This window comes from Collinsella sp. An2 (genome assembly GCF_002160065.1).
GTDB lineage: Bacteria > Actinomycetota > Coriobacteriia > Coriobacteriales > Coriobacteriaceae > Limicola.
On record NZ_NFJW01000004.1, the window covers coordinates 35,845 to 49,505 of the forward strand.

Annotated in this window: 6 protein-coding genes; 5 read left to right on the forward strand and 1 reads right to left on the reverse strand. The window is 60.7% G+C overall.

Annotated features, from left to right (window positions below):
* Positions 1–1,084: 1,084 nt before the first annotated feature.
* Positions 1,085–4,342 (forward strand): S-layer homology domain-containing protein, encoded by a 3,258-nt coding sequence (locus tag B5F33_RS03925; RefSeq protein WP_158095303.1) that lies wholly within the window; start codon positions 1,085–1,087, stop codon positions 4,340–4,342.
* A gap of 743 nt (positions 4,343–5,085) precedes the next feature.
* Entirely contained in the window at positions 5,086–7,950 is a 2,865-nt protein-coding gene (locus B5F33_RS03930; RefSeq protein ID WP_158095304.1) for an S-layer homology domain-containing protein, read from the forward strand.
* A 129-nt stretch (positions 7,951–8,079) separates the two neighbouring features.
* Here the strand turns inward: B5F33_RS03930 and B5F33_RS03935 are convergent, their stop codons facing one another.
* Positions 8,080–9,345, reverse strand: coding sequence for an amidohydrolase (locus tag B5F33_RS03935; RefSeq protein ID WP_087410495.1), 1,266 nt, complete (start codon positions 9,343–9,345; stop codon positions 8,080–8,082).
* A gap of 350 nt (positions 9,346–9,695) precedes the next feature.
* Here B5F33_RS03935 and groES point away from each other — a divergent pair, with 350 nt between their 5' ends.
* From groES to B5F33_RS03950, 3 genes are all read left to right on the forward strand, one after another.
* The gene (groES, locus tag B5F33_RS03940) at positions 9,696–9,983 is read left to right on the forward strand and encodes a co-chaperone GroES (protein ID WP_087410496.1); all 288 of its coding nucleotides are present in this window, start codon (positions 9,696–9,698) and stop codon (positions 9,981–9,983) included.
* 50 nt (positions 9,984–10,033) lie between these two features.
* Positions 10,034–11,671, forward strand: a complete 1,638-nt coding sequence (groL, locus tag B5F33_RS03945) for a chaperonin GroEL (protein ID WP_087410497.1) — start codon at positions 10,034–10,036, stop codon at positions 11,669–11,671.
* A 606-nt stretch (positions 11,672–12,277) separates the two neighbouring features.
* On the forward strand, positions 12,278–13,543 hold the full coding sequence (locus tag B5F33_RS03950; protein ID WP_087410498.1) for a 4Fe-4S dicluster domain-containing protein: 1,266 nt from the start codon (positions 12,278–12,280) through the stop codon (positions 13,541–13,543).
* Positions 13,544–13,661 lie beyond the last annotated feature (118 nt).

Sequence of the window (13,661 nt, forward strand, 5' to 3'; positions counted from 1 at the left end):
AATTGATAGAGGGATTCGGCCAGAATTACCCTCAAAACGGGCTTGGAATGGGCGAATCACGCTCGCATTTTTCGCCAGGCGCACGCAACTTGAATATGGGGTACGCAATTCGCGGGGAGGGCAAGTAACCTCGGCTGAGGAGGGGTCGCCGGCGCCATTAGGGGCGTTCCTGGAACCGCCGTTAGGTCGCTGTCGAGCGATGCGGTCCAGGGCTATCGCCTGGTTTCGTCTTGTGGGACCTGCTGTTCCGAGGCATCCTCTCGTTCGCGTTCCACTCGGGGGCCCTTCCGGTTTTGAACAACCTTAGGACGCCCCCTCGGACTTGTCCTCGTCCGCGTGCCGCGCTTAGTGGGGACGCCTAGAGGTTTCAAAAGAGCCTGCTTGTGTGTAAAAATCGGCGTTTTGTACGACTAGATTTCGATATACAGTTTTATCAACGTTTTATGCATACACTTACCAGGCATTTTGACGTTGAAAAGTCCGGCTAGGTTCGTACGAGCGATTTCAGGCGTACAAAACGCCCAGTTTTACACACACGGGGCCTTATTTTCTACCCCGCGATTCCCGGGGGATGCCAAAGGCGTGCATATTGTTTGCCGCGTCAGATCTGGACGGAGTTGCCGAGGTCCTCCGGCATGGTGGGACATCTTTGGGGCAACGCGTGGTGGTCATAGTTTTAAGGGGACAGCGCATAAGCTTCCGAGTCGTTTCTTGTGTGTTGCGCATTTGTGCATAGGACGGACCGAAGGACGTTACGGGGCGCTTCTCGCCTTGTTTGCACGAAAAATTTTAGTCGAATCGTATGGAGAAAAATGTGGGAGGGGTGATGTCTCTAATTGACGCTGGACAGCTGCCAAAAACTTGTACCCCCACCAAGAAATGGAAGCACAAAATACGCCTTCTAGCTGGTAAAACCTTACATTTGCAGGCCTTGAAACAGGCTGCCGGGGGGGGGTATCCTTGGCGCGATAAGCAGGGCGCGGCGGCCTGGGGCATGCTGCCTCGGTGCCGCGTGCGACCGCGCGCCTCGGACGGGCTGCGCGGGGTGAGAGTGGAACTCACCGGAGAACAAGGAGGTTTGCTCATGACGAAGGCAAACGGCATGTCCGGCAAGCGTAGGGTGGTGAAGGTTTCCCTGGCGATGGTCCTTGCGGCCGGGTTGGGAACCGTCGCCACGGTCCCGCTGGGGGCAGTTGCCCCAGCGGTGGCGTATGCTGATCCGAGTGATGCGCTGGAAGAGGCGCAGGCCCAAGAGGGCAGCATTAGCATTGAGGGCAAGGACGGTACGTACAAAACTGTCGCTGAGGCCGTGGCGAATGCCAGCGCCGGCGAAACTATCAAGTTGGGTGCCGGTACATACGACATCACCAGTCGTATCGAGAAGGCTGTCAACTTCGAGGGCTCCGGTACGGAGACGACCACGATTTACGGTCAGATTCTGTATGGCAATGGCAACTTTGAAACTGCCAGCGGAGGCAACCAGAGCCTCAAGGTCTCCGATCTGACCATTGAATACAGTGCGGACATTCTGCCCAGTGCAGACACGGGCATCATCCTCAACGGCGCTGGTGTCAGTACCCTGAACGTCAACAATGTGACGATTGAGGGCTTCAAGTTCGGTATCAACCTCAACGGCAAGACGGCGAACTGCACGGTGAGCGCCCCCGCTCTCAAGGTGTCCGGCGTCTGGTGCGCCATCGGTATCCAGGAGACTGGAGGAAACAAACTCGGCGATTTCGCCCTCTCATCTGACAGCACTGCGACCTATGCGGTTCAGGGTTTTGGTGATCGCAACGGCTACTATCCGACCGTAGACGACTACAGCAAGGATACGGGAAGGACCAACAACAACGGCGAGAGCATCACTATGCCCACAACCGGTGAGACGGAGAACTACTCCTACGTCGCGACAGTCGGCTACACGCGCTACGCCAACCTACAGGACGCCTTTGACAAGGCTCCCGCAGGCGCTACCGTGGAGCTTGCTCAGGGCGTTATCGACCTGAACTCCTATGACAAAAAGAAGGTTAACGTGCACAAGCCGCTGGCGATCGTCGGCAGCAATGAGGGCGATGGCACCACCATCAAGGGCGCGCTCTGGGTCACCGGATATGACAGTGCTGATGCCATGGATTCGACCGTGACCCTTAGCAACATTGACTTCGTCTACCTTGAGGGCTGCAGCAACCAGGGCGTCTGCGTAAACGATCCGGACGTCAGGCGTCTTAATGTCGAGGACTGCTCCTTCACCAACTACGTCTTCGCCATTGGTAACGGCGGCACGCACGACTTCACGCTCGCGGTCGAGAACGTGACGATGAACAACGTCTGGTGCGGTGTCGGCTTCCAGAAGTTCTCCGGAAGCATCGAGAACACCCTGGCGTCATTTAACATCACCGATGATTCAACGGTTGTGTACGAGGTTCAGGGCTTTGGCTCTGAAACCGAAAACGGCACAACTACGCACAATGGCTATTACATCAACTACAAGGATTATGTAGCGGACAAGGACAACACCAACAACAACGGTCTTGGAGGTGAGTCGGCCTCGATCGTGCCTCCTAAGGCGGATGTGGGGTTAGTTCCCACCTACGCTGAGCAGAACAGCTACGAGGCCACGCTGAACGGCTTCCCGTACGAGTCCCTTGAGGACGCCGTTGCGAACGCGAGCGCTGGCGATACCATCACCCTTCAGAAGGACGTGGAGCTCACAAAGCGTCTTGCTATCACCAAGGGCGTGACTCTTGATCTGAATAAGCATACGATTTCCGCCGCCGGAGACTTCACTAAGGACGCGGGCAGCAACACCAACAACCAGCTCGTGAGCATTGATGGCGCCACCGGTGTGATTGTCAAGAACGGCACCATCGAGGCCGGCCCCAACAACTACCACGCGCTTAACGTCTGGAACTCCTCGAAGGTCACCCTCGATGGTCTCACGCTCGACCACAGCCAGGCCTACGGCGGCGCCCCGCTGATTGTCGGCGCATCTGACGTTACACTCGCGGGCGAGACGACGTTCGTCGTCGGCAACAACTCTTGGTACGCGGGCAACGTCGACAGCCGTGACGTCAGCGGCACCAAAACGGCTGGTAGTATCGCAACCGCAGCCGATACGACCCTGACATTCAAGGGCGTTGGCCAGAGCTTGGTCAACGGCATCTGCATCGAGAACACCGCAGCGGCTGGTTCCACGGTGGCCTTCGGTGAGAACACTGTCATCATTCCGCCCGCTGGTGTGAGCGGGTTCAAGCCTGTCTACATGCACGAGGGTAACAGTGGGTCGATTCAGGACGCCGTCAAGAATCCTGAGAACGCCGGCATTGGATTTAACCAGAACGGCACGTCGCATGTCCATTCGCTGAATGCCACCCCCGTTCCCTATAAAGCGCCGACTGCCACTAAGCCCGGCAATTATGCGTACTGGGTTTGTAACACGTGTCACAAGCTTTTCAAAGATGCAGCATGCACTCAGGAAACCACTCTGAGCGAGATGACTATTCCTGCTACAGGTGTTGTAAAGCCCACGTACGCCACCACGGTCTCCAAGGCTGAGCACGGCACGGTGAAGGTAACTCCTGAGCGTGCTAAGGCCGGTGACGACGTGACCATCACCGCGACTCCCGACGAGGGCTTCAAGGTCTCCAAGGTCTCCGTCGCCGACAAGGACGGCAAGGAATTGAAGGTCGCCGCCAACGCCGACGGCACCTACACCTTCGAGATGCCCTCCGGCGGCGCGACCGTGACGGTCGAGTTCTCCTGCGACGGCGGGGAGCTCTGTCCTTCGCGCGGCCTCGTCGACGTCGACCCGGGCGAGTGGTATCACGACGCCGTCGACTGGGCCGTCAAAAATGGCGTCATGACCGGCTACGACGACGGCTCGCACAAGTTCGGCCCCGATGACCCGCTCACGCGTGCGCAGCTTGCGGCCACGCTCTACAAGAAGGCGGGGCAGCCCGCGGTGGACGGATCCAAGGTGGAGGCCTACTCCGACTGCGACGCGGACGCCTGGTACGCCAAGGCGGTCGCATGGGCAACCGAACAGGGTCTCATGACCGGTTACTCCGACGGGTCCGGCCGCTTCGCACCCGACGCCGAGCTCACCCGCGAGCAGCTCGCGATCGTGTTCTGGCGCATCGCCGGCGAGCCCGCCGCGGAGGCCGACCTCGCGCAGTTCCCCGACGGCTCCGAGACGAGCCCCTGGGCCGAGGACGCCGTCGAGTGGGCGGTCTCCACGGGCCTGCTCAAGGGCTACGACAACACCGGCGAGCTCGACCCCGCCGGCAGCCTTACCAGGGCCCAGACCGCGACAGTCTTCATGCGCGAGGCCGACGCCGACTAACGTGGTCTTGTCAATCTGAAAGAGTAGGGCATAGCCTGCTCGGCGTTTCCGCACCCGCCGCTCCGTTGGGGTGGCGGGCGCTTTGTGTATGGGACGGGCGGTGAGTGTTACAGGGCGGTTCTCGTCGGGTTTTCGAGAAAAATTTATGGGCGAACCGGAAATCGAAAAATGTGGGAGGGGTGCGGTCTCAAATTGACGCTGGACATGTGCCAAAAACTTGTAACCCCACCAAGAAATTGAAGAACGAAAAATACCTTCTAGCTGGTAAAACATTGCATTTGCAGGCCTTGAAACAGGCTGCCGGAGGGGGGGTACTCTCTTCTCATAACATATCGCTGTAGATGTTCTGCTGCAGCGAAGATAAGCGAGGAGGATAGGGAATGGAGAAAAGGAGACCTCGGAGTACGCTACTGCTGATGTTCAGTATTGTTCTTACGGCTTTGCTGTGCTTTGCACCAAAGACAGCGTTGGCTGCCGATGGCGACGTTGCGATGATCGGGGATACCGGCTACCCTTCGCTCAGTGAGGCCATTAAGGCGGTTGCGCCCGGTACACCAACAACCATTAAGATTGTGGAGGATAACGTTACGTTTTCCTCCTTCATGGTGAGCGAGGGCGTCGATCTTACCCTTGATTTGGGCGGTCGCACCATAAAGTCGAATGGTGGCGGCGGCACTGCTATATTTTCAACCGGAGACAATAAGAAGATTATCTTTAAGCCATTCGTTACAAATAAGGGAAAGTTGACCATAGATAATGGGGCGATTCAGTTCGTCGGAGCTAACGATGGGGTCTATAACACCGGAACGCTCATCATAGGAGAAGCTGCCACGCTTGAGAGCACTCTTAAGGTACCCAGTGGCCCAAGCGCAAACCGAAACTACAGCACTCTGGTGGTAAACGACAGTGGTCACATAACGACCGGGGGCAATCTTAGTAGCCCCGCAAACAGCGGCATCGCGACGTACGGCGGTGAGGTTGAGGTTACCGGAGGTACGATTACCACCGGTGACGACTATGGTGCCGCGATAGACATCTACAGCTCTGACAACACGGTTAACGGCAAGCCCGCGAACGTGACGATTTCCGGTGGCACGATTACGAGCGATATTGTGGCCGTAAGTACGAACAACGTTCAGTCCGCAAGTAGTTCCCTCACCATCACCGGCGGCACCATCTCGACGGGTTCAACCTCGATTTACTGGCCGACCTCGGGCACCCTTACCATTGGCGATAAGGAAACGGGCGAAGGTCCAACCATCACAAGCAAGATAGGATCAGCTATCGAGATATGCTCCGGCTCCCTGAACGTGTATGGGGGCACGCTTAAGGGCGGCGTCGGTCAAGATGACGAGGCCATATATAATACCCAGAGCCTCCACGATGCAATCGTCCAAGGAAACATGACGAGTGGATACATAGGCATCGGCGACGCGATAACCGTATTCGCCAATCGCGCAAGTTCGTACGCAGCGGCGCCCCTTTCGGTAAACATCGCCGGGGGAACATTCTCGAGCGCGAAGAACTACGGGATTCGCCTCTTCGACAACGATGTCTTCGAAGGGGTTGATGAGCCGAGCAATCAAGAAATCCAGCTCGAAATTACCGGGGGTACGTTTAGCGGCAACCTCGGAGCCCTCGATGCAAAGTACCTGCAGGACGAGGACAAGAAACTGGTCACGGGCGGCACATTCGAGCGCGGCGTCGACGCCGGTAATCTGTCTGATGACGTGATGCAGGACGGGAGCGGTCAGATTATCCAGAAGCCTGCTGAGGTGAACGGAGTCCGCTACAAGTCTGTTCAGGATGCAATCGACAATGCGACCAACGGCCAGACCGTCACCCTCGTCGCCAACGTCACCGAGTCCGTTAACATCCCCGCTAACAAGACCCTCACCCTCGACCTCAACGGCTTTACGCTGACCAACGAGGACGGCAACCACACCATTAACAACTACGGAGTCCTCACCGTTAATGATTCCGCTGGAGGTGGCGCTGTCGATAATGTTTCCCATGGCCGTGCAGCGCTCTATAACTACGCGGATGCGACTGCGGTGCTAAATGGCGGAACGTTCAAGCGTTCAAAGGAGACGGGCTCTGCCGGCAACGTCGGCGGGGGCAACTCCTGGTACACCATCAGGAACAAGGGAATGATGACGCTCAACAGCGGTGTGGCTGTTGAGTCCCTGCTTGCCAATGGCTCCCTGTCGAAGTTCTCGAGTGTCATCTGCAACGGATTCAACAGCTCCGAGGTCGCAAGCGAGTACAAGGGCAAGAGCCCTACCCTCATCATTGATGGAGCAACCATCCGTGGTGGCCTCTACGTCAAGAACGACTACTACGGGACGCTCGAGATGCGCTCCGGCGATGTGAGGGGAAGCAGCGCGGGCATCTTTAACTACGCCGATGCCACGATCAGCGGCGGCACGGTAAGCGTGGACCTGCCCGATCGTGGCGCCGTGTGGAACTACGCGGAGACGGCGTCGGACGTGACGACCACGCCGACGCTCAAGATCACCGGCGGAACGATTGATGGCTCCGGCGAAGGTCAGATGGCCGTGCGTCAATCTGTTGATGGCAGTGGCGTCGAACCGGGGGCGGTGACCATCAGCGGCGGTGAGTTCAAGGGTTCGATAACTGCCGACAGCAGCATCCCCACCGGCACTAACGCCAACATCCATATCTCCGGCGGTACCTTTACTTCGGCTCCGAATGAAGAATTCCTCGCCGACGGGCTCGTGTGGAACCCGAACACGGGCTTGGTCTCAGAGCCGAAGCCCGTCATCCCCTCCAAGCCCACGTACTCCGCCACAGTCGCCGAGTCCGAGCACGGCGCGGTGAAGGTCTCGCCCGAGCGCGCTAAGGCCGGTGACGGCGTGACTATCACCGCGACTCCCGACGAGGGATTCAAGGTCTCCAAGGTCTCCGTCGCGGACAAGGACGGCAAGGACGTGAAGGTCGCCGCCAACGCCGACGGTACCTACAGCTTCGAGATGCCCTCCGGCGGCGCCACCGTCACTGTCGAGTTCGCCTGCGACGGCGGGGAGCTCTGCCCGTCCCACGGCCTCGTCGACGTCGACCCGGGCGAGTGGTACCACGAGGCGGTCGACTGGGCGGTCTCCACGGGCCTCATGACCGGCTACGACGACGGCAGCCACACCTTCGGTCCCGACGACCAGCTCACCCGCGCGCAGCTCGCGCAGATCCTCTACAACCGTGCCGGCAAGCCCGCCGCCGACGGCGACGTGTCGCAGTTCTCCGACTGCGCGTCCGGCGCCTGGTACGCGCCCGCCGTCTCCTGGGCGGCGGACCGGGGCCTGCTCAAGGGCTACGACGGCCAGGGGACCTTCGGCCCGGACGACGTGCTCACCCGCGAGCAGCTCGCGATCGTGTTCTGGCGCATCGCCGGCGAGCCCGCCGCGGAGGCCGACCTCACGCAGTTCCCCGACGGCTCCGAGACGAGCCCCTGGGCCGAGGGCGCGGTCGAGTGGGCCGTCTCCACGGGCCTGCTCCAGGGCTACGACAACACCGGAGAGCTCGACCCCGCCGGCGACATCACCCGCGCCCAGGCCGCGACGGTCTTCATGCGCGAGGCCGACGCCGAGTAGCGGCTCCTTTCGCCAAGACGCATCGCCTCTAGGCGGCACGTAACGCGAGCCCCTCCCGTTCACGAAGCGGGAGGGGCTTTTCACAGCTTGGATATCGGGGCCAAGCGCGACTCAAAAATGCACGGCCGGCTATTCCGCCAGATAATCGACCGCATATTGCGCGGCAAGCATCGTACCCTTGGCCAGCACGCTCTCATCCACCTTGTAATAGCAGGAATGTTGCGCCCACGTGGCGCCGATCTGCGGGTTGCGCGTGCCCACAAAGGCGAGCACGCCCGGCACGCGCTGCAGATACAGCGAGAAGTCCTCGCCCGAAAGCGTGCCGCGGTACCGTCCTGTGGCCTCATGGCCCAGAACCTCTTCAACGGCGCGCGTGCACCGAGCCGACGCAGCTTCGTCGTTTATAACCGCCGGATGCGCCACGGTATATTCGGTGAGCTGCGCTTCTGCTCCCAGCGCCATGGCGGTGTGCATGCAGATGCGCTCCATGAGCTTGGGCATGGCGTCGTGTGCGCTGTCGTGATACGTGCGCACCGTGCCGGTGAGGTAGGCCGACCCGGCGATGACGTTGCGCGCCGTGCCTCCGTGCAGCTCGCCGATGGTTACGACGGCGGGTTCGTAGGGCGAGAGGTCGCGGCTCACGATGGTCTGCAGGTTGTTTACGATCTCTGCGGCGGCGACCACGGCATCGGCTCCGCGCTGCGGCATGGCGCCGTGGCACGAGGTCCCGCGCACGTCAATACGGAACCAGTCGGTATTGGCCATGCGAGGACCAGGTTCGCACGAGATGGTGCCCGCGTCGACCTCGCTCCAAATGTGCATGGCAAACGCGCCGTCGACTCCTTCAAGCACCCCGGCGTCGATCATCATCTGGGCTCCGCGGCCGTTTTCCTCGGACGGCTGGAACACCACGCGCAGCTCGCCGCGCAGCCTGTCCGTCAGCTGGGAGAGAACGCGGCACGCGCCGAGCATCATGGCGATGTGGCAGTCGTGGCCGCAGGCGTGCATGATGCCTTCGTTGACGCTGGCGAACGACTCGCCGGTCTCCTCGGTGACGTGCAGAGCGTCGATGTCCGCGCGCAGCAGCAGACGGCGGCGCGGCGTTCCATCGGGAGCATAGGCATCGGGCGCCGTTCCGTGAATGGTGGCAACAAGCCCCGTTGCAAGCGGCCGCTCGTAGGGGATATCCATGGCATCGAGCTCGCGCGCGATGGCGGTCGTGGTCTCGAATTCCTCAAGGCTGGGCTCGGGATGCTGGTGGAAGAACCGCCGCTGCTCGATGATGTACGGCTCGACTTCCTGTGCAAGCCGGCGAATGGTGTCGGTTGTTTCTTGCGTTGTGCTGTTCGCGCTGGATGGAGTCGATGGCGACGCTGAGGTGGGCTGTTCGGACATGGGACGCTCCTCGAGACTGCTCTTGAGATGTCGGCTTCCATCTTACGCTTTGTGGTTTCGAAGGTGCGCGCGTCTTGGCTTAGGAGGGTGCGCGCCGCCGTCCATCGACGACGAAACGTCCGGAAAGAGCGCAATCTGGCCCGCCTGGCACCGACCTCGAATCGCTCCATCCGTCCACCTTAAACACCCTGCGCCCGCACACACCACAAAATCTAAGTGCCAATTGATAAGATTTTTTGCTTCCTCGTTGTATAAGTTCAAAATCATGGGTACTATTCACTGCGTACGTAAAGGCATGGATGGCCCGGCGACCGCAGTGCTCCGGGGCACCAGCAAAGGAGGAATCAAGAATGAGTCTCAAGCCGCTTGGAGATCGCGTTCTCATCAAGCCCGAGGCAGCCGAGCAGAAGACCGCTTCCGGCCTCTACATTGCTAGCAACGCGCAGGAGAAGCCGCAGCGCGGCGAGGTCATCGCTGTGGGCGAGGGCAAGCTCAACGACAAGGGCGAGCGTCTGCCTATGGACGTGAAGCCGGGCGACACCGTTATCTACGGCAAGTTCGGCGGCAACGAGGTCAAGATCGACGGCGAGGATTACCTCCTCATGCGCGCCGACGACATCTACGCGATCGTCGAGTAACGTTCCGCGTTCCTAAAACGACTCATCATCTGTAATGGAGGAATGCCAAAATGGCTAAGGACATCACTTTCGATACCGCTGCGCGCACCAAGCTCGCCCGCGGCGTGAACAAGCTGGCCGACGCGGTCACCGTCACCATGGGTCCCAAGGGCCGCTACGTCGCTCTTGAGCGCTCCTATGGCGCCCCGACCATCACCAACGACGGTGTGTCGGTCGCCAAGGAGATTGAGCTCGAGGACAAGATCGAGAATATGGGTGCTCAGCTGGTGAAGGAGGTCGCCACCAAGACCAACGACACCGTAGGTGACGGCACCACCACCGCGACCCTGCTCGCCCAGGTCATCGTGAACGACGGCCTGAAGAACGTCGCCGCTGGTGCCAACCCGCTGGCGATTCGCCGCGGCATCGACAAGGCCGTTCGTGCCGCCGTCGACGAGATGAAGAAGCAGGCCCAGCCGGTCGAGACCAAGGAGCAGATCGCTTCCGTCGGCACCATTTCCGCTGGCGACCCCGAGGTCGGCGCCAAGATCTCTGACGCCATGGACGTCGTGGGCAAGGACGGCGTCATCACCGTCGAGGACGGCCAGACCTTCGACATCACCATCGACACCGTCGAGGGCATGCAGTTCGACAAGGGCTACGTCTCCGCGTACTTCGTCACCGACAACGACCGCATGGAGTGCTCGCTCAAGGATCCCTACATCCTCATCACCGACCAGAAGATCTCCAACGTCCAGGACATCATGCCCGTGCTCGAGGCCGTGTCCCGCGCTGGCAAGAGCCTGCTGATCATCGCTGAGGACATCGAGGGCGAGGCTCTTCCGACGCTCGTGCTCAACAAGATCCGTGGCGCCCTTAACGTGTGCGCTGTGAAGGCCCCCGGCTACGGCGACCGTCGTAAGCGCATGCTCGAGGACATCGCTGCCCTGACCGGCGGCCAGGCCGCGCTTGACGAGCTGGGCATCAAGATCTCCGACATCACCGCCGACATGCTCGGCACCGCCAAGACCGTGACCGTCACCAAGGACAACACCACCATCGTTGGTGGCGCTGGTACCAAGGAGGCCATCGAGAACCGCGTCGCGCAGATCAAGGCCGAGCTCGAGCACACCGACTCCGAGTTCGATCGCGAGAAGCTCCAGGAGCGTCTGGCCAAGCTCTCCGGTGGCGTCGCCGTCATCAAGGTCGGCGCTGCAACCGAGTCCGAGCTCAAGGAGATCAAGCACCGCGTCGAGGACGCCCTGCAGGCGACCCGCGCTGCTGTCGAGGAGGGCATCGTCGCTGGCGGCGGCGTGGCCTTCATGGACGCTGCTCCTGCGCTCGACGCCATCGAGGTCTCTGACCCCGAGGAGCAGATCGGTATCGACATCGTCAAGAAGGCTCTGACCGCTCCTGTGGCCACCATCGCCAAGAACGCTGGGTTCGAGGGCGCCGTCGTGGTCGACAAGGTCGCTTCGCTGCCCGCGGGCGAGGGCCTGAACTCCGCTACCGGCGAGTGGGGCAACATGATCTCCATGGGCGTGCTCGACCCGGTCAAGGTCACCCGCACCACGCTGCAGAACGCTGCCTCCGTCGCCAGCCTGATCCTCATCACCGAGGCTACGGTTACCGACGTGCCGAAGAACACGCAGCTTGAGGATGCCATCGCGGCCGCTACCGCCAACCAGCAGGGCGGCGGCATGTACTAAGCCGCGGGTCATATAGCACCCACCGGGAAGCCCCCGGCGGTTCCGCTCGAACGTCTTTGGACTGCTCGCGACGGAATCCGCCGGGGGCTTCCCTGCGTTTGTGGCCTGGGAACGGCCCGGCAGGTGCCATGAGGTCCTGCCGCCTTTCATTTTCGGGTTCTCGAAGCGGCATGAGGGGCAGCGCTCCTGTGCGGCCGCAGTGAAACACATCGGATCCTGTGGCCGTATTCATTTTGGCTACCGTTGAAGGGCTTTTTACTCGGTGTGAGGATGTCATGCAAGTTGCGTTCCAAAACTCGTTTCGGTTTTATGCAGTTAGTTCGGGAATCCTCGAGTAGACGGCCGATTTCGCTGACAAAACCGCAGGTCGCGATTGGCCGCATAGGGGGCCTACTCGGCAAATCGCAAGCTAACTGCATAAAACCGAAACGAATTAATCGGAGAGCGTCTTGTGGCGGCTCGTGTTCTTGTTGCGTGTGCGCGACGGCTCCTTGCAAGGCGTGCGCACTCGGTTGCCGTACAATAAGCAAATTGCCTGAACAACATCGTCGCGTCGGCACGTCCTCTGTGCGGCACGGCATTTGGTGCGGGGGAGGACGACGCTCTATGGCGCAACAGCACGACCTGTTCGATGACATCATCGACATTAGCAAGGGGCTCGAGGGGCTGAAGGACCCCCTGGGAGGCCTCACCGACGCGTTCTTGGGCAAGACAGACCCCAAGGCACCCGAGTGGAATCCTGCCGACTACAAAGAGCGTCCGCGTGCGAACACGATTCCGTGCTTGGTGTGCAAATCCGAAAAGAGTTCGTGCAAGAAGTGCGTGGACATCTGCCCGGTCGACGCCATCGAGATCGAAGACGGCGGCATCGACATCCATGACAACTGCCGCAAGTGCGGTCTGTGCGTGGCGGCATGCCCCACGGAGGCATTCGTGTCTCCGCGCATCCAGCCCAAGAAGCTCTACGATGCGGTGGCCCGTGCGGCGGCCTCCCACGAGACTGCCTATGTGACCTGCACGCGCGCGCTGCGCCGCATTCCGCGGGAGAACGAGGTGGTCATTGCCTGCGTGGGCGACGTGACGGCCGAGACCTGGTTTTCCATTCTGGTCGATTTCCCCAACGTAAGCGTGTATCTGCCGCTGGGCATCTGCGACAAGTGCAAGAACCCCCAGGGCGAGGAGATGCTTGGCGACGCCATTGCCACCGCCGAGGAATGGACGGGCGTTGGCATGGGGCTCGAGGTCGAGCAAAAGGCGCTTACCTGCAAGAAGCGTCGCGAGTTCGAGCGCAAGGAGTTCATGGACAACATCATGCGCACGACTGGATTGACCGTGTCGAAGCTCAATCCTGCGACGGCGGCCATCGCCAGTGTGGCACAGCGTCTTAAGGAGCACTCGAACCAGATCACGCAGCTCGAGCGCACGCTTGCCCGCGCCACAGGCACAACCACTCAGAAGCGTCGGCGCATCCTTACGCAGGGCAGGCAGCTCATGCTCTCTACCCTGCAGTCCAATCCCGAGCTGGCGAAGAACGTCCAGATCGAGACGCCGGAGTGCGACTTTGCCAAGTGCACCATGTGCGGCGAGTGCACGCGCGTGTGCCCCACGTTTGCCTGCGACCTGGTGGGTGCCGGACGTTTTGCCCTTGAGCCTGCCTACTGCATTGGCTGTGGGCTGTGTGTCGAGGTGTGCGAGGAACATGCGCTTACTATGTCGGCTCACGATGCGAGCGACCTTGTCGTGCCCGATCTCGATGCCGAGAAGAAGGCCGCAGAGGCCGCAAAGGCTCATGAAGAGGCCGAGAAGGCCAAGGCTGCCGCCAAGAAGAAGATCAACGCCGCGCTGGATCGCGTAGAGAAGCTCGCTGACTAGTGGGCAGGCGGTCGGCTGTACGAGGTTGCGGCCGGCCGCCGACCTTGCCTCTTCCTGCCGGTCCGCCGCCGTCACGCGCTCACGACCCGCTGTTTCGCCTACAATACAACGGTTAGGT

Bases quoted from the DNA above. Each gene is read 5' to 3' on its own strand.
- B5F33_RS03925 (WP_158095303.1), top strand. From the start codon at position 1,085: ATGACGAAGGCAAACGGCATGTCCGGCAAGCGTAGGGTGGTGAAGGTT.
- groL (WP_087410497.1), top strand. From the start codon at position 10,034: ATGGCTAAGGACATCACTTTCGATACCGCTGCGCGCACCAAGCTCGCC.
- groES (WP_087410496.1), top strand. From the start codon at position 9,696: ATGAGTCTCAAGCCGCTTGGAGATCGCGTTCTCATCAAGCCCGAGGCA.
- B5F33_RS03935 (WP_087410495.1), bottom strand. From the start codon at position 9,345: ATGTCCGAACAGCCCACCTCAGCGTCGCCATCGACTCCATCCAGCGCG.
- B5F33_RS03950 (WP_087410498.1), top strand. From the start codon at position 12,278: ATGGCGCAACAGCACGACCTGTTCGATGACATCATCGACATTAGCAAG.